Raw genomic sequence first — 17,159 nt, 5'->3', positions numbered from 1 at the left:
GTTTTACATATGCAAAACAAAAGTACAAGCAGGGGATGGTTTAATGGTTAGCATTGGTAATAAACGATTTTTAACATTTATGTTTTTGACGTTGATATTTGTAGTTTTGATTTACCTTATTATGTTTCATTCAAAATATTTTGAGATTAAAACCATAAAAGTTGTAGGCAATAGAATTTTATCTTATAATGATATTAAAGAGTTAGCTAAGATAGATTATGGGATGAATATTTTTAAAGTTAATTCTAAGAAAATAGAAAGTAGTTTACTTGCTAACCCCTATATAAAGGAGAGTAAAATAAAAGTTCAATATCCTGATACTGTAGAAATATTTATAAAAGAAAGGAAAATAGTTGCACAAATTAAATATCAAAAAGATTATTTAATGATAGATAAAGAAGGAATGGTAATAAAAAAGGGGAATTATAACCCTGAAATTCCTGTTGTAGAAGGAATGAAAGTTGAGAAATATCAAATGGGTAAAAAGTTGAATGATATTTTTGAAAAAAGCTATTTGGGAACACTTTTGGGACTCATAGAAGGTTCGAAATCTTATTCTGCTATAAAATATATGAATGAAAAACAAATTATATTAGTTACAAAAAATGGCATGGAGATATTTTTTGACAATCCTTCGGATGTTAATTATTCTTTCAAATTTGCCGAATTAATATTAGAAGATTTAGCTAAAAAAGGGCATCATAAAGGCACAATTAAATTTATTGGAGACGGCAATCCGGTTTTTATACCATAGAGGATGGGGGTACTTATGAAAAAAAGTGTATATATTTCTGTAGTTTTAGTTTCAATAGTATTAGGAATAATGCTTTCTACTCAATTTAAAATAGTAAAAAAAAGCGGTATAGTTACGGTACAGAGGGCGGAAGAATTGGCAGCTCAATTAAAAGAACTGCAGTCAGAAAAAAATGCTCTTTTAAAGCAAATTACTGATTTAGAAGAAAAAATAAATGCTTATGAAGACTCTGCTTCAAAAAATAGTGTGATTACCCAAACTTTGAAAAATGAAGTAGAAAAATATAAAGAATTAGCAGGATTGACTGACCTTCAAGGTCCGGGATTAATTGTAACCATAAGCGATAGCAAACAAGCTGTTCCTCCAGGGCAAGACCCTAATTTATTTTTGGTTCACGATGAGGATTTGTTGCGAGTTGTAAATGAGTTAAGGGCAGCAGGAGCGGAGGCTATTTCCTTAAATGATCAACGATTAATTGCGACTTCAGAAATTAGGTGTGTTGGTCCTACAGTAAATGTAAATTCGGTGCGTTTTTCTGCGCCGTATGTTATAAAAGCTATTGGCGACCCTGATACGTTAGAGGCTGCTCTTAAACTAAAAGGTGGAGTGGTAGATACTTTATCTACTTGGGGAATAGAGGTAGATATCAAAAAGTCGGACAACATAGTGGTTAAAAAATATGATGGTGTAATAAAGTTTAAATATGCAAAACCTTTAATTGAAGGAGAGAAAAAGTAATGGCTTATATCATAATAATTAGTTTATTAATAGGAATAGTAATAGGTTTTATTTTGCCAATTAATATACCCAGCACTTATGTTTCTTATTTATCTGTTGCCATTCTTGCAGCACTGGACTCAGTTTTTGGTGGTATTAGAGCAAGTATTGAAGAGAAGTTTGACAATCTTATTTTTATAACTGGCTTTTTTGGCAATGCGATATTGGCAGGAAGCCTTGCTTATATTGGAGATGTGTTAGGAGTTCCCATTTATCTTGCGGCGATTTTTGTATTTGGAAGCAGGCTATTTGTCAATTTTGCATATATAAGGAGATATCTGATAGACAAGATGCGGAGAAGATAGCAGTCTCCTGAAGGAGGATTTGGTAATGGGTGATTTAATAGTTGGGTTAGACATTGGCACATCTAAAGTCTGTACAATTATTGGAGAAGGGGATAAAAACGGAGAACTGCATATTGTTGGGATTGGCTATTATCCTTGCAGTGGAGTAAAAAAAGGTGTTATTGTAGATATAGATGAGACTGCCTATTCGATAAAAAAATCTGTAGAGCAAGCGGAAAGAATGGCCAATCAAAAAATATCCTCTGTCTATTTGAAAATATATGGGGGATTGACGACAATATATAAAAACAATGGAGTTGTAGCAGTATCCCGAGAAGACAGAGAAATAACAAGACAAGACGTGGATAGAGTTTTACAAGCTTCTAAAATTATTGCAATTCCTTCTGATAAAGAAATTATTGATGTTATACCATTAGAATATATTGTAGATGGGTATGGGGAAATAAAGGATCCTGTCGGAATGGCAGGCATAAGGTTAGAGGTAAATGCCGCTATAGTAACAGGTAGCGTTACTGCCATTCAAAACATGGAAAAATGTGTTAAAAAAGCAGGATTAGAGGTAGAGGGAATAATTGTGGGCCCTTTGGCTACAGGAGAAGCAGTGCTTTTAAAAGATGAAAAAGAGTTGGGAGTTGCATTAATTGATGTGGGTGCAGGAGTGACAGATATTTCTGTTTTTAAAGATGGCAACATTATTTATTCTTCTATGATAGCAGTTGGAGGATGGCATATCACAAACGATTTGTCTGTAGGGTTAAAGATTTCTTTTGAGGAAGCCGAAAATATTAAGAAGAAATATGGAACTTTAGAAAAATTACCTCTTGAAAAATTAGAACCAATTAAAATTGCAAGTCTAGCAGGTAAAAACAAATCAACTACAGATGTAAATGAAATATCTGATATAATAGAAGCAAGGGTTTCTGAACTTTTAATGCTTGTATACGAGAGATTAGAAGAAGCGAAGGTTTTAGAAGATATTGTTACAAATGTTGTTATAACAGGTGGAGGTATTTCTTTCTTAAAAGGTAACATAGAGTTGGCGCAAAAAATTTTTAACAGAAACATTCGCATTGGTTCACCGCAAAATATTGGAGTAGCAACTCCTATTTACTCGGCAGGAGTAGGAGTGGTAAAATATGTATATAATAATAAAAGGTTTATGCATAGCGTCCAACAGACTGATAAAAAAGAGAAAAAAAGCTTTAAGTTAGTTGACAAGCTTAAAGAAATATTTAGTGATTTTTGGGCATAAAGAGGAGGGTTTTTTGTGATAGGTATAGAAACCGATATGGAACAATTTGCTGCTATTAAAGTAATAGGAGTTGGTGGTGGAGGCGGAAATGCTGTAAACCGAATGATCGATGCTGGCCTTCGCGGTGTTGAGTTTATTGCAATTAACACAGACAAGCAAGCTCTTTATTTATCAAAAGCTGAGACAAAAATACAAATTGGTGAAAAATTAACAAAAGGGTTAGGAGCAGGAGCAAACCCAGAAATTGGGAAAAAAGCCGCTGAAGAATCTAGAGAAGAAATAGAGAGAATTATAAAAGGCGCTGATATGATATTTATTACTTCTGGCATGGGAGGAGGTACAGGTACAGGAGCCGCTCCGGTTGTGGCGGAAATTGCAAAAGAGCTAGGAATTTTGACGGTTGGTGTTGTCACAAAGCCCTTTACCTTTGAAGGAAGAAAAAGGATGGCTCATGCAGAAATGGGAATTGAAGAACTTAAAAAACATGTAGATGCTCTTATTACTATTCCTAATGATAGGTTATTGCAAGTGGTAGAGAAAAAAACTTCAATGATTGATGCTTTTAAATTAGCGGACGACGTTTTAAGACAAGGGGTTCAAGGCATATCCGACCTTATCGCAGTCCCTGGACTTGTCAATGTCGACTTTGCCGATGTTAAAACTATTATGACAAATACAGGTCTTGCACATATGGGAATAGGCATAGCTTCTGGGGAGAATAAGGCTACTGAGGCAGCGAAACAGGCAATTCATAGTCCCCTATTGGAGACTTCAATTGAAGGCTCAAGAGGAATTCTTTTAAATATTGCAGGAGGGCCTAATTTAACCATATTTGAAGTCAATGAGGCGGCTAATTTTATCTATGAGGCTGCTGACCCTGATGCAAATATTATATTTGGTGCAGTAATAGACGAATCATTAGAGGACCAAATAAGGATTACTGTAATAGCTACAGGATTTGAAGGAAATGAAAAATCTAAGGATACAGCAAAGAAAAAAGACACTAGGGAGCCTGAGGTAAAATTAGAAAATATTATAGAAAGTGATGATTTGGATATACCTACTTTTTTAAGAAGAGGAAGACGATAAATCTGCAAAGGTTTCTTTGCAGATTTTTTTTATACAAAAATTCTACAAAAACAGCCTAATTTTTATTCCAAAATATTACAATAAATTTGCGATTTTTATTTTATAATATGAATAAAATAAGCAAATGGGAATATACATTGTATAAGAATTAAAAGTGTCTCCGGGGATGGTATGAATGTATTTAGACGTGATTTTTTTTGAAAATTTGATTGTTAACTATTTTATTTTATCTCTTACACAAAAATTTTCTAAAAAAGATAGCAAACCTATTAAACTTTTTTCCGGTGCATTATTGGGAGCTTGCTATGTCCTAATATTTTTTTTGTTACCCTATAAAATGATTCACGAAGTTTTTACAAAAATTATTTTATCTCTCTTAATAATATATATGGCATTTACTCCAAAAACATTAAAAGAATTTTTGAGAATTTTATCAGTTTTTTACCTAATTTCTTTTGCAATAGGTGGGACAATTTTTGCGGTTTTGTATACGACAAAGCTTAATTTATATAGTTTATGGATTGGAATATTAATAGCTATTTTACTTTTATACACCAATTGGGATTATATAATAAGAAAATCAAATGAGAAAAAAATGTTATACAGCATAAAAATAGAAATTTTTCAAAAACAAATAGAGATAAAAGGGTTATTAGATACTGGAAATAGATTATATGACCCTTTATCTAAATTGCCTGTAATAGTAGTAGAGTTTTCGGCTATGAAAAACATACTTCCAGATAATATGGAAATTTTACTAAATGAAAGGGACATAGATTTTAACAAAATTTTTGAAGTTTTGAAAGAAGAAAGATGGTTATCGAGGATAAGATTAATACCATTTATGTCAGTAGGGCAGTCTAAAGGAGTAATGCTAGGATTTAAACCAGATAAATTGGTTGTAAGTGAAAAAGAGATAAGCAATGTAATAGTAGGAATATACAAAAGCAAGATAGATAAATATGGTAATTATGCGGCGCTGTTAGCACCAGAAATTTTGATATAGTGGGGGTGATTAAAGTGCGACTAAAAACAAAAGTAAAAATAGAAATGCTATTGCTGTGGAAAAAATTCCTTGATTTTTTAGGTTTGTCTGAGGGCGTATTTTATATTGGAGGAAGTGAAGCATTGCCTCCCCCTCTTTCTATGGAAGAAGAAACGTATTTAGTTTCAAAAATGGAAAAAGGAGATAATGAAGCAAAAACGGTACTTATTGAAAGAAATTTAAGGTTGGTAGTATATATAGCCAAAAAATTTGAAAACACAGGAGTAGGAATCGAAGATTTAATATCTATTGGCACGATTGGACTTATAAAAGCCATTAATACTTTCAATCCCAAGAAAAAGATAAAATTGGCAACTTATGCTTCTCGCTGTATTGAGAATGAGATATTAATGTATTTAAGAAGAAATAGCAAGACCAAATTAGAGGTTTCTTTTGAGGAGCCTTTAAATGTAGATTGGGACGGAAATGAACTTTTGCTTTCAGATATTTTAGGTACTGATAATGAAACAGTTTATAAATATATCGAAGATGAGGTAGAAAGGGAATTATTGACTTCTGCATTAAAGAAATTACCAGATAGAGAAAAAAAGATAATAGGACTTAGATTTGGATTAGATGGTGGAGTAGAAAAGACTCAAAAAGAAGTGGCAGATATGTTGGGAATTTCACAGTCTTATATTTCACGGTTAGAAAAAAAGATTTTAAAAAGATTAAAAAAAGAAATGAATAGACTAATCTGAGCTTTTCTGTATATTTTTCTATCCTGCCGGCAATACTGTTAATAAGCTAAACATGTGGGGGCAGGATTTATGAATAACAAAGTTGAAATTTGTGGGGTCAATACTTCTAAATTACCTGTTTTAAAACCTTCCAAGCAGAAAGAGCTATTAATACGGATGAAAAATGGAGACAAAAAGGCGAGAGAAGAATTTATAAATGGCAATTTGCGATTGGTACTAAGTGTTATTCAAAGATTTAATAATCGCGGGGAGTACGTAGATGATTTGTTTCAAGTAGGATGTATAGGGCTTATAAAAGCTATTGACAATTTTGACTTAGATCAAAATGTAAAATTTTCTACTTATGCTGTTCCAATGATAATTGGAGAAATAAGAAGATATTTAAGAGATAACACTCCTATAAGGGTGAGCCGTTCTTTAAGAGATATAGCCTATAAAGCATTACAGGTAAGGGACAAATTAGTATCGGAAAATTCCAAAGAGCCGACAGTAGGCGAAATAGCTAAAGAGCTGGATCTTCCACGTGAAGAAGTAGTAATGGCTCTTGATGCTATTCAAGAACCGGTTTCTTTGTTTGAACCTATATATCATGATGGTGGAGATGCGATTTATGTAATGGACCAGGTCAGCGATGATAAGAATATTGACGAAGTTTGGCTTGAAAAAATTGCTTTAAAGGAGGCGATACAAAAACTTAATGAAAGAGAGAAATTGATATTGACACTCCGATTTTTTGAGGGTAAAACTCAGATGGAGGTAGCAAAAGAAATAGGAATATCTCAAGCACAAGTTTCAAGATTGGAAAAAGCAGCTTTAAATCACATGAGGAAATACATCTAGCTTATCAGGAATGATAAGCTAGATTTTTTCATATAATTTTATGAAAAGGAAAAGGACCAAAGGGGGAAATTAAGATGATTAAAGCTTCAGAATTAAGAGATAAAGATGTTATAGATATAAATACAGGAGAAAAATTGGGGAATATAATTGACATTGAAATAAATCTTGAAGAAGGGAAAGTGGAGGGGATAGTTATACCAAAAGAAACAAGTTTTTTTAGGTTCTTTAATAAAGATATAGAAATTTATTTACCATGGGAATCTGTAAAAAAGATTGGAACAGATGTGATATTGGTAGATTTCAAAGACAAAGAAGCTCAAGTTTGACTAATGAAAACAAGTTTATTATAATTTTATTAAATAATTAAGAATTGTTGGAGGTAATAAGATGAAATGCCCTTATTGTGGGTATCCGGACTCAAAAGTTATTGACTCTCGACCTACAGATGATAACACTTCTATAAGGAGAAGAAGGGAATGTTTAAAATGTGGAAAGAGATTTACTACTTATGAGAAAGTAGAACAATTGCCTATACTTGTAATAAAAAAGGACAATCGCCGAGAGGTCTATGACAGAGATAAAATATTGAAAGGCATGATAAAAGCTTGTGAAAAAAGGCCAGTGCCTATAAAAGTTTTAGAAGAAATTACAGATGAAATTGACAAGAGAATAATAAATTCAATGGAAAGAGAAATAACCTCCACTGAAATCGGAGAAATGGTAATGGAAAAGTTAAAAAATGTAGATGAAGTAGCTTATGTTAGGTTTGCCTCTGTTTATAGGCAGTTTAAAGATATAAATACTTTTATGGACGAACTTAAGAAACTTCTTAAAGAGAGTGAGACAAAAAAAGAAAATGCATAACTTTTTGCTTCAAAGGTGTACAAGCCATATTACCTGGAGGTGTCAAAATGGCCCATAGGGTGTTGGTTATAGAAGATGAAGTTCATATATTGGAACTTTTAAGGTATAACTTGGAAGCAGCAGGGTACAAAGTCATTACTTCGGAAAATGGAAAAGAAGGATTGGACAAAGCACTTGAAGAAAAACCTGATTTGGTTATCCTAGATTTGATGTTACCAGATGTTGATGGATTGGAAATATGTAAAATTTTAAAAAAGAATGATGAAACCAAAAATATTCCTATAATAATGTTAACGGCAAAAAGCGAAGAATTTGACAAAGTATTGGGATTGGAGTTGGGAGCAGACGATTATATTACAAAACCCTTCAGCGTAAGAGAATTGTTGGCTCGAATTAAAGCTGTTCTTCGGCGAACCCAGCAGCCAGAGGAAGAAAAAGAAGAAATAATAAGATTTGGTGATATAGTTATTGATACTGGAAAGCATTTGGTTTATAAAAAAGGAAAAGTATTAGACTTGACTTTAAAAGAGTTTGAGCTTTTGAAACTTTTGTCTCAAAATATGGGTAAAGTATTAACTAGAGACTATCTCTTGGATAAAGTGTGGGGGTATGAATATGCTGGAGAGACTCGAACCGTTGATGTCCATATCAGGCATTTAAGAAAAAAGATAGAAGACGATGATAAATCTCCTGTGTATATTGAGACTGTCAGAGGAATTGGATATAAGTTGAAGGATAAAGGTGAAGTCTAATGCTAAAGAAATCCTATTGTAAATTGCTTTTAATAGACCTACTTGGGATTTTAATAGTTGCTCTATTTTTTTTAGGCTATGCTCCAATGACCAGATTTATTTTTGCTATTTTTTTGGGAATTTTAGTAACATTTTTTTTAAGTTATAGATTTATAAAAAATATAGTAGAGCCTATAAAAGAGATAACTGAGATTACGAAAGATATTGCAAATGGGATATACAGTCATGGACTTGAAAGCGATTCTATTGATGAAATAAAAGAGCTTTCTCATGCAATTGACTCTATGTCCTATAAATTAAAAGTGACTATAGAAGAATTAAATGATAGAAATGCAAAATTAGAAGCTATTTTAAAAAGCATAGTAAATGGGGTTATTGCATTTGATAATAATGAAAGAATATTGCTCATAAATGACGCTGCGAAGAAAATTCTAAATATAAAAGGAAAATATTTAATCGGTAAACACATCCTGGAGATTGTAAGAAACAGCAAGTTATATGACCTTTTTGAAGATGTTAAGAAAAATAAAAATTCCCCTTCTAAAAGTTTAGAGCTAAATGTTTTTAATAAACACCTCAAAGTGTATACCAGTCCAATTCTTCATCCAATTTCCCATCAAAATTTGGGCTTTGTGTTAATAATAGATGATATTACAGAAATGAGAAGATTAGAAAAAATAAGAAATGAATTTGTGGCAAATGTATCCCATGAGCTTAGAACGCCTTTAACGTCTATTAGGGGTTTTATTGAAACTTTAAGAAATGGTGCTATTGAAAACCCTGAAGCAAGAGATAAATTTTTAGATATAATTGATTTTGAGTCTGAAAGACTTACAAGACTTATAAACGATATACTCACTCTTTCTGAAATAGAAAATGTTAAAGAAGGTTATCCGACAGAAGAAACAGAATTAGATAATGAGATAGAGGATATATTATATATAATGGACAAGATGGCGAGAAATAAAAATATTACGTTGATAAAAGATTTAAATTGTCCTGGCTTGGTGATAAATACTAATAAAGATAGATTTCATCAGATGATGATCAATTTAATAGATAACGGTATAAAATACACTCCAGAAGGAGGGTTTGTAAAAGTTTCTACCAGAGAAGAGGGGGATAAAATAATTATTGAAGTTAAAGACAACGGTATAGGAATTTCGAAAGAAAATATTCCAAGGCTTTTTGAGAGATTTTATCGAGTGGATAAAAGTCGCTCAAGGAAATTAGGTGGTACGGGACTAGGCCTTGCTATAGTTAAACATATTGTTGAATCTATGAAAGGGGAAATCTCTGTAGAAAGTGAAGTAGGAAAAGGTACAAAGTTTATCATGAAATTCAACAAAACTGATTTAACAAAGACTTAACAATATTTTAATATTGAATTTACAATAAATTGCTACAATGTACTTGTACAAAAATTTAAATAATTTTGGAGGTGCTTTAATGTTAAATAGTCGATTTCCAAAAGTTGCTATTGCAGTACTGTTAATTGCGAGCTTTTTTACTTTTGCTGCCTGTGGTTCAAAACAACCTCAAAGCGATGATTCTACTACAACCACTGACAATCTTTCAGGTAACATAACAATTGCTGGCTCTACAGCGTTACAGCCATTAGCTGAACAAGCTGCCAAAATGTTTATGGAAAAATATCCTAATGTAGCAATAACAGTACAAGGTGGCGGCAGTGGTACAGGGTTGACGCAGGTAGTTCAAGGCGCAATTGATATCGGAAATTCTGATATTTCTGCTGAGGAAAAATTAGATGCCGATGCTGCAAAATCTTTAGTAGATCATAAAGTTGCAGTTGTAGGTTTTGCTGTAGTTGTGAATAAAGATGTTACAGTTGATAATTTAACTCAGCAGCAACTGGTAGACATTTTTACCGGAAAAATAACAAATTGGAGAGAAGTTGGCGGGCAAGATGAAAAGATAACAGTTATTTTAAGACCTGCAAGTTCGGGCACAAGAGCAACTTTTAAGAAGATCGTGTTAAAAGGTCAGGAAGAAGCAGTAGGCCTTGCTTTGACAGAAGATTCTAATGGAGCAGTTAAAAGAGCTGTAGCAGATACAAAAGGTGCAATTAGCTATATCAGTTTGGCATATATTGATGATACTGTAAAAGTGTTAAAGTATAATGGTGTAGAGCCAACTGCCCAGAACATAATAGATGGTAAATATCCTATTTGGTCATACGAGCATATGTACACAAAAGGAGAGCCTACTGGTGCAGTCAAAGTTTTCTTAGATTTCATGATGTCTGATGAAGTGCAAAAAGGTCCTCTTACTAAGTTGGGATTTATACCTGTTACTGAAATGAAAACAAAATAAAAAATAATGAAAGAGGGGAGCTGGCAAGAACCAGTTCCTCTTTATATAACTATGGAATTAACATAGATTTAACATATATTTAACGTAAATTTAATGAAGTTTTTTTTAAGAGTTGCTACTATAAAAGAAGTGCTATATTGTCATTATATTTTCTTAAATGGGGGAAAGCACATGACAGCTGATAAAAATTATGAAAGAAAGCGGAAAGTGGTTGATTTATTTGGAAAGGCTATCGTTTTCATTTCTGCTTTACTATTAATAATTATCACTGTTTCTCTATTTTTATTTGTAGCATCTAAAGGGCTTTCTACTTTTATAAAAGATGGCATCTCTATAAAAGAATTTTTATTTTCTACTACCTGGAAGCCTGATAGAGATGTTCCCGCAGTAGGTTCATTACAATTTATATTAGGTTCCGTTCTTGTTTCTGTTTTTGCTATTCTGATAAGTGCACCTCTTGGAGTTTCCTCTGCAATCTTTATGGTAGAAATTGCTAAAAAATTAGGGCAAAAGATTTTACAACCAGCTATTGAAATATTTGTAGGCATTCCTTCTGTAGTGTACGGTTGGGTTGGTCTTACAGTGTTAGTTCCTTTTATAAGTAAACATTTTGGAGGATTAGGATTTAGCTTGCTGGCAGGTATATTAGTTCTTACTGTCATGACGCTGCCGACAATTACTAGTGTTAGCACTGATGCTATAAAGTCGTTACCTGTGGAGATAAGAGAAGCGAGTTATGCTCTCGGTGCCACACGATGGCAAACAATAAGACATGTAATTCTTCCTGCAGCGAAGCCGGGAATTTTGACTGCTATTGTATTAGGATTGGCAAGGGCTTTTGGAGAAGCTTTGGCGGTGCAGATGGTTATAGGAAATCGTCCAGTTATTCCTAAATCTTTTTTAGAGCCTATAAGTACTATAACTTCTATCATTACAATGGACATGGGAAATACAGTAATGGGTACCGTATGGAATGATGCTCTTTGGTCTTTAGCATTACTCCTTCTTATGATATCTTTTACTTTCATCATTGTAATTAAATTGGTAGGCAGGAGGGGCATGTATAAATGAAATCTAAATTGCATGACAAAATAGCGACTATATATTTTTACGCTGTTGCTGTGTTTTTAATATTGTTTTTGGTTTTTTTGTAAGTTATATATTGTATCAAGGCAGAACTAGACTTAATGTAGATTTTTTAACTTCCCCTCCAAAATTTATGGAAGCAGGAGGAGGCATAGGGCCACAGCTTTTTAATTCGTTAGAATTATTAATAATAACTTTGATAATTTCTGTTCCTATAGGTTTAGGTGCAGGAATTTATATGGCAGAGTATGCAAAGCCAGGCTTATTAACGGAAATTATAAGGTTATCAATAGAGACACTATCTTCAATGCCTTCTATTGTAATAGGACTTTTTGGACTTTTAGTGTTTGTAACTATGACCGGATGGGGGTATTCTCTCATAGCAGGAGCGCTTGCCCTTACGGTGTTAAATCTTCCTGTAATGACAAGAGTAAGTGAAGATTCAATAAGAAGTGTGCCCAATAGTTTAAGAGAAGCAAGTTACGCTTTAGGTGCTACTAAATGGCAAACAATTGTAAAAGTTGTGGTACCTGCTGCAATGCCTGGAATTATAACAGGAATAATTTTGACAGCTGGAAGAATTTTCGGAGAAGCTGCTGCTTTGTTATATACTGCAGGTATGAGTAGCCCTGCCTTGAATTTTTCAAACTTAAATCCCTCGAGTCCTACCTCGCCTTTAAATATCTTTAGACCTGCAGAAACTTTGGCTGTTTATATTTGGAAGATAAATAGTGAGGGGTTAGCACCTGATGCAAGAGAGATTGCAGACGGTGCCGCAGCGGTTTTATTGCTAATGGTGTTGATTTTTAACATCCTTGCTAGATGGTTAGGAAATGTATTATACAAGAGAATGACAGGCGAAAAATAAAATGGTATAATATTTTTATAAGGAAGGGGAATGCTGGTAAATGAAAAAAATCCAGGTTAAAGATTTAGACTTGTTTTATGGAGATGTTCAAGCCCTCAAAAAAATAAATTTAGATGTAGAGAGAAATAGCGTTTTGGCACTTATCGGTCCTTCTGGTTGTGGGAAATCCACCTTTATTCGTACTTTAAATAGGATGAACGATCTTATCGAGGGAGTTAAAATAAATGGGACTGTTTTACTTGATGGACAAGATGTATACAAAGAAGTGGATGTTATTGAACTTAGAAAGAGAGTAGGAATGGTTTTTCAAAAACCTAATCCTTTTCCTATGACTGTTTACGACAATGTAGCCTATGGTCCAAGAATTCATGGCATAAAAGACAAAAAAAAGCTTAATGAAATTGTTGAAAAAAGTTTGAAAGCTGCAGCTTTATGGGATGAAGTAAAAGATAGACTCTACAAGTCAGCTCTCAGTTTGTCTGGTGGTCAGCAGCAAAGACTTTGTATTGCTAGGACATTGGCAGTAGAACCAGAGGTAATTTTGATGGACGAGCCTACTTCAGCGTTAGACCCTATTTCTACGATGAAAATTGAGGAATTAATTAATGAGTTGAAAAATAAATATACAATAATAATAGTAACTCATAATATGCAACAAGCAGGAAGAGTTTCAGATTATACTGCCTTTTTCTTAAATGGTGAATTGGTTGAATGCGGACCAACGGATAGAGTTTTTTATAAGCCCAAAGATAAGAGGACGGAAGACTATATCACTGGAAGATTCGGTTAAAAGGAGGTGACACAATGAATCGTACTCATTTTGAAAAAGAATTAGAAGAACTTCATTATGATGTCTTAAAAATGGGTAGCCTTGTAGAAGAAGCCATTGCAAGTGCCATTGCTTCTTTAGTAAATCATGACAAAGAATTAGCTCAGAAAATTATAGATGACGATGATAGAATAGATAAAATAGAAGTAGAAATCGATAATAAGTGTGCCAAGATTATTGTAACGCAGCAGCCAATTGCGAGGGATTTGAGGATAGTTTTAACGGGTCTTAAGATTGTTACAGATTTAGAAAGAATGGCAGACCACGCAGTAGATATAGCCAAGACTACTTTGAGGATTGCGCATCAAAAGTATATAAAACCTTTAATCGATATCCCGAGAATGGCTGAAATTGTAAGAGAAATGGTCAAAATATCTTTGGATTCCTATGTACGACAAGATTTAGAATTGGCAAAAGCTATTGGAGAAAAAGACGATATAGTAGATGCTCTTTACAAACAGATTTTTAGAGAACTTTTGACATATATGATGGAGGACCCTAGAAACATTGATCAGGCAACACAATTTTTGTTTGTTGCCCGTTATCTTGAAAGAATAGCTGACCATGCAACTAATATATGCGAATGGGTAATTTATCTGGATACTGGTGAACATATAGATTTAAATTGAAATAAAAAGCGCTCACTCGAAAAAGTGAGCGCTTTTTGTATATTTTTATTGCATTGTGCAAAACATATTTTTGAGAAAAAAGTTGGGGAGTGATTTTGATGCCATTAAGCTATGTTTTGCTTTCGATTGTAGGATTGGTTGTTTTGTTCGGATTTGCCCATAGAGTATTAGATAGAATGAAAATGACAGATACGTGGGCTTTTTTGATAATAATTGGGATGATAATAGGGACATTAATACCTAATATTCCAATCACAAAAACTGTGTCTATAAACATAGGTGGAGCTGTTATCCCTATAGCAGTATGTGTGTATCTTTTTTTGAAAGCAGAAAATACGAAAGAAAGAGTAAATGCAGTTGTGGTGTCAATTGTTGCAGGAATAGCTGTTTTTATTACAGGAAGAATACTTCCTGCAGAACCTGAGGCCATGATTATTGAGCCTAATTACGTTTATGGCATTGTCGGCGGGCTAATCGCGTATCTTTTTTCGCGTTCGAGAAGAAGTGCTTTTATTGGAGGGGTGATGGGGATAATTTTGGCGAATGTGATGCAGGCTATTTTCAACTACATAACAGCTACAAGAGGAACAATATCCATAGGAGGAGCTGGATTTTTCGATTCTGTAGTTATATCCATGATAATTGCCGTATTTTTATCTGAAATAATTGGGGAAACAAGGGAAAAAATACAAGGAGGTACTTCTAAAAAAGACCTTGAACCCAAAGAAGGTATGGCTAGTAGTTTGATAGATACTGACAAAGAAGAAGAGGGTGAAAAAAATGAACAAAAACAAGACGAATAAGTTTGCAATATTAATCTTATTGGTTATCGGGCTTTTATCTTTAAATTTTAGCGGTTATGCAGAGACGCAGCCTGATTATTACACAATCTATGATGAAAAGACAAACAAAGTACTTTTCAGAACTGCCATGGAGGTTTATAAAGGGGATAGATATTTATCAGGGGATAATAAGTTGTATGAAGTTTTCAAAGTTGATAAAAATGAAGGTAAAGCTTATGCAAAATATTTGCAAACAGAAAAACTTCCAGATGTAGAGATAGAAGAAATCTCACAAGCAATGGCAGTAACACAAAATACAAGTGGAAAGAGAGTGGCGATATATTCTACCCACAGTGATGAATCATATCTTCCTTCGGATGGGGCTGCAAGTATCAATGGACACGGGGGTATATACAAAGTAGATGCTGCTTTGCAAAAAGCTTTAGAAGCAAAGGGAATTTCAGTCAAGGTTGACAGGACTTTGTATTTACCTCATGATGCTATGGCATATAGCCGATCAAGGGCAGGGGCGGTCAAACTTTTAAAGGATTTTAAACCGGACTTACTTTTGGATGTCCATAGAGATGCAGTACCGTTCAAAGAATATATACGAAAAATTGCAGGAAAAAATGCCACAGGTGTAAGAATTGTCTTAGGACGAACCAATCCTAATTTAAAAGCAAATCAGCAATTAGCCTATAGGATAAAGGCTATAGCGGATAAGATATATCCAAATATGGTCAAGGATATATTTTTTGGAAAAGGAGATTTTAATCAAGATTTGACTCCCAACTCTTTGCTGATAGAATTTGGTACTTACTCTCATACTAGAGAAAGAGCAGAAGTTTCTGCCTCTTTAATAGCAGATGTATTGGCTAAAGCACTTTACGGTTCAGATGAGCAGAAACAAGTGGGTGCTGTTACAAAAGCTCAAAGACCGCTTCCTGGACAGAACAAAGCTGCAGGTACAGGGATATGGGTTTTGCTTGGTGTTGTTGTAGTGTCAGTAGTAGCTTTTATGTTTTTGAGCACTGGCGGGCGAGAGATGTATCACAAATTTTCTAAAGCATCATGGAAAGAATTTGCAAGTTATTTGGGAAAGTTTAGGCGCAAAAAAGGAGATGAGTCATGAAAATAAATCAAGAATTGTATATTAGCATTGTAGTCTGTGGGATTGTTTTGGGAACACTTACTCGCTTCATATATTTAAGAGTGGATTATAGGCAGTATCCTACTTATCCTCAAGGTTATATGACTCATTTAACCTTGGGAATAATTTCAGCGGCTTTAGGAGCCTTTTCAGTTCCTGCATTAATTGAAAAACAGTATACTGCTGTTACCTTTTTAGCTTTAGCGGCACAACAATTTAAAGAAGTAAGAGAAATTGAAAGAACTAGCTTAGAAAAAATGGAAGCGACAGAATTAGTTCCAAGAGGAGCAGCTTATATAGAAAATATAGCTAAAATTTTTGAAGCAAGAAACTATATTGCTATGGCAGTTGCTGCTCTTACTTCTTTGGCAGTTTATCTTTTTAAAAGTGCTATGATAGGAACAATTGTGGGAGGATTAGTGCTTTATTTGTCTCGTTATGTAATGAAAATTACTTATATTAGAGATATTGCCGAGGTTTTTCCTTCAAAGATTGTTTTTAAAGGACCTTTATTATGTGTTGAGGACGTGGTTTTGGCAGACATTGGTTTGAAAGAAGGGAGAGAAATAATAGAGAAATTTGGAATGGCTGTTGTAATACGACCAAAAGGGCTGGATAGTTTAATTTCCATAAATAACTTAGGAATAAGACAGGCTATTCTCCATGAAGCTGCTAATCAATTGGGGTTAAGAATGAATATTGATACTCCTGAATTAGCTCCTCTTACTATGAACAACAATAAAAATGGAGACATTATTGTAGTTATGGTAGCGATGAAACCTGATATCGATGCTTTTGTGGAAATTATAAAGAATGTACCGGCAATTGAAACTGTAAGAAAGTATCCTTCAAAGTCAAGAGGGGCGAGAAAAGCTTTCAATTGAGGTGATAGAATGGAAGTACATGTAACAGGATATATAATAGCAATAGTAGCTTTAAGAAGAGCAAAAGACAATGTCTCAAGTGGTACTGCACCCATCATTTATGTAGAGAATGAAGAAGAGCAGCAAAAACTTTCTATGTATTTGAGCAGAATTTTTAAGGCAGCTGTTCACGACCTTGAAAATGGAGTATTTATTTTAGTTAAACAATATTAGGTGAT

The 17,159-nt window shown here is 33.6% G+C and carries 20 protein-coding genes and 1 pseudogene; all 21 read left to right on the top strand.

Annotated features, from left to right (window positions below; translation table 11 throughout):
* Window positions 1–43 precede the first annotated feature (43 nt).
* The 21 genes and pseudogenes from TMATH_RS07365 (at window position 44) to TMATH_RS07265 (ending at window position 17,154) form a co-directional block, all read left to right on the top strand.
* Window positions 44–754, top strand: coding sequence for a cell division protein FtsQ/DivIB (locus TMATH_RS07365; RefSeq protein ID WP_013150473.1), 711 nt, complete (start codon window positions 44–46; stop codon window positions 752–754).
* Window positions 755–769: 15 nt separating this feature from the next.
* Complete coding sequence (locus TMATH_RS07360; protein WP_013150472.1) at window positions 770–1,492, top strand: DUF881 domain-containing protein; 723 nt, start codon at window positions 770–772, stop codon at window positions 1,490–1,492.
* Window positions 1,492–1,836: a small basic family protein gene (locus TMATH_RS07355; RefSeq protein ID WP_012995469.1), complete on the top strand. Its 345-nt coding sequence runs from the start codon at window positions 1,492–1,494 to the stop codon at window positions 1,834–1,836. Before TMATH_RS07360 ends, TMATH_RS07355 begins: the two co-directional genes overlap by 1 nt.
* A gap of 25 nt (window positions 1,837–1,861) precedes the next feature.
* Window positions 1,862–3,088 (top strand): cell division protein FtsA, encoded by a 1,227-nt coding sequence (ftsA, locus tag TMATH_RS07350; RefSeq protein ID WP_013150471.1) that lies wholly within the window; start codon window positions 1,862–1,864, stop codon window positions 3,086–3,088.
* A 15-nt stretch (window positions 3,089–3,103) separates the two neighbouring features.
* Window positions 3,104–4,177 carry a cell division protein FtsZ gene (ftsZ, locus tag TMATH_RS07345; protein WP_013150470.1) on the top strand — a complete coding sequence of 358 codons (1,074 nt, stop codon included), beginning with the start codon at window positions 3,104–3,106 and terminating at the stop codon, window positions 4,175–4,177.
* A 175-nt stretch (window positions 4,178–4,352) separates the two neighbouring features.
* Entirely contained in the window at window positions 4,353–5,183 is an 831-nt protein-coding gene (gene spoIIGA / locus TMATH_RS07340) for a sigma-E processing peptidase SpoIIGA (RefSeq protein WP_013150469.1), read from the top strand.
* A 14-nt stretch (window positions 5,184–5,197) separates the two neighbouring features.
* Entirely contained in the window at window positions 5,198–5,923 is a 726-nt protein-coding gene (gene sigE, locus TMATH_RS07335; RefSeq protein WP_013150468.1) for an RNA polymerase sporulation sigma factor SigE, read from the top strand.
* Window positions 5,924–5,992: 69 nt separating this feature from the next.
* A complete protein-coding gene (gene sigG, locus TMATH_RS07330; RefSeq protein ID WP_012995464.1) occupies window positions 5,993–6,763 on the top strand; it encodes an RNA polymerase sporulation sigma factor SigG in 771 nt (256 codons plus the stop codon).
* Window positions 6,764–6,837: 74 nt separating this feature from the next.
* A complete protein-coding gene (locus tag TMATH_RS07325) occupies window positions 6,838–7,089 on the top strand; it encodes a YlmC/YmxH family sporulation protein (RefSeq protein WP_012995463.1) in 252 nt (83 codons plus the stop codon).
* A 61-nt stretch (window positions 7,090–7,150) separates the two neighbouring features.
* Window positions 7,151–7,627 carry a transcriptional regulator NrdR gene (gene nrdR, locus TMATH_RS07320; RefSeq protein ID WP_009052539.1) on the top strand — a complete coding sequence of 159 codons (477 nt, stop codon included), beginning with the start codon at window positions 7,151–7,153 and terminating at the stop codon, window positions 7,625–7,627.
* Window positions 7,628–7,674: 47 nt separating this feature from the next.
* Entirely contained in the window at window positions 7,675–8,379 is a 705-nt protein-coding gene (locus TMATH_RS07315) for a response regulator (protein ID WP_012995462.1), read from the top strand.
* On the top strand, window positions 8,379–9,749 hold the full coding sequence (pnpS, locus tag TMATH_RS07310; protein WP_013150467.1) for a two-component system histidine kinase PnpS: 1,371 nt from the start codon (window positions 8,379–8,381) through the stop codon (window positions 9,747–9,749). The genes TMATH_RS07315 and pnpS overlap by 1 nt, the downstream gene beginning before the upstream one ends.
* Before the next feature lie 79 nt (window positions 9,750–9,828).
* On the top strand, window positions 9,829–10,713 hold the full coding sequence (locus TMATH_RS07305; protein WP_013150466.1) for a phosphate ABC transporter substrate-binding protein: 885 nt from the start codon (window positions 9,829–9,831) through the stop codon (window positions 10,711–10,713).
* Between the two features lie 171 nt (window positions 10,714–10,884).
* Window positions 10,885–11,784, top strand: a complete 900-nt coding sequence (gene pstC / locus TMATH_RS07300) for a phosphate ABC transporter permease subunit PstC (protein WP_013150465.1) — start codon at window positions 10,885–10,887, stop codon at window positions 11,782–11,784.
* Window positions 11,781–12,667 (top strand): annotated as a pseudogene (gene pstA, locus TMATH_RS07295) (phosphate ABC transporter permease PstA). The gene pstC and the pseudogene pstA overlap by 4 nt, the downstream one beginning before the upstream one ends.
* A gap of 40 nt (window positions 12,668–12,707) precedes the next feature.
* A complete protein-coding gene (pstB, locus tag TMATH_RS07290) occupies window positions 12,708–13,457 on the top strand; it encodes a phosphate ABC transporter ATP-binding protein PstB (RefSeq protein WP_013150464.1) in 750 nt (249 codons plus the stop codon).
* Window positions 13,458–13,471: 14 nt separating this feature from the next.
* Entirely contained in the window at window positions 13,472–14,125 is a 654-nt protein-coding gene (gene phoU, locus TMATH_RS07285; protein ID WP_012995456.1) for a phosphate signaling complex protein PhoU, read from the top strand.
* Between the two features lie 98 nt (window positions 14,126–14,223).
* Window positions 14,224–14,928: a DUF1614 domain-containing protein gene (locus TMATH_RS07280; RefSeq protein ID WP_012995455.1), complete on the top strand. Its 705-nt coding sequence runs from the start codon at window positions 14,224–14,226 to the stop codon at window positions 14,926–14,928.
* Complete coding sequence (spoIIP, locus tag TMATH_RS07275; protein ID WP_013150463.1) at window positions 14,906–16,039, top strand: stage II sporulation protein P; 1,134 nt, start codon at window positions 14,906–14,908, stop codon at window positions 16,037–16,039. The genes TMATH_RS07280 and spoIIP overlap by 23 nt, the downstream gene beginning before the upstream one ends.
* Entirely contained in the window at window positions 16,036–16,941 is a 906-nt protein-coding gene (locus TMATH_RS07270) for a YIEGIA family protein (protein ID WP_012995453.1), read from the top strand. The genes spoIIP and TMATH_RS07270 overlap by 4 nt, the downstream gene beginning before the upstream one ends.
* Window positions 16,942–16,950: 9 nt before the next feature.
* On the top strand, window positions 16,951–17,154 hold the full coding sequence (locus tag TMATH_RS07265; protein ID WP_012995452.1) for a capping complex subunit for YIEGIA: 204 nt from the start codon (window positions 16,951–16,953) through the stop codon (window positions 17,152–17,154).
* Window positions 17,155–17,159: the final 5 nt, after the last annotated feature.

The organism is Thermoanaerobacter mathranii subsp. mathranii str. A3 (assembly GCF_000092965.1).
Lineage (GTDB): Bacteria > Bacillota > Thermoanaerobacteria > Thermoanaerobacterales > Thermoanaerobacteraceae > Thermoanaerobacter > Thermoanaerobacter thermocopriae.
The sequence above is the reverse complement of the archived record's forward strand: the minus strand, read 5'-3'. Positions and strand labels throughout refer to the sequence as shown.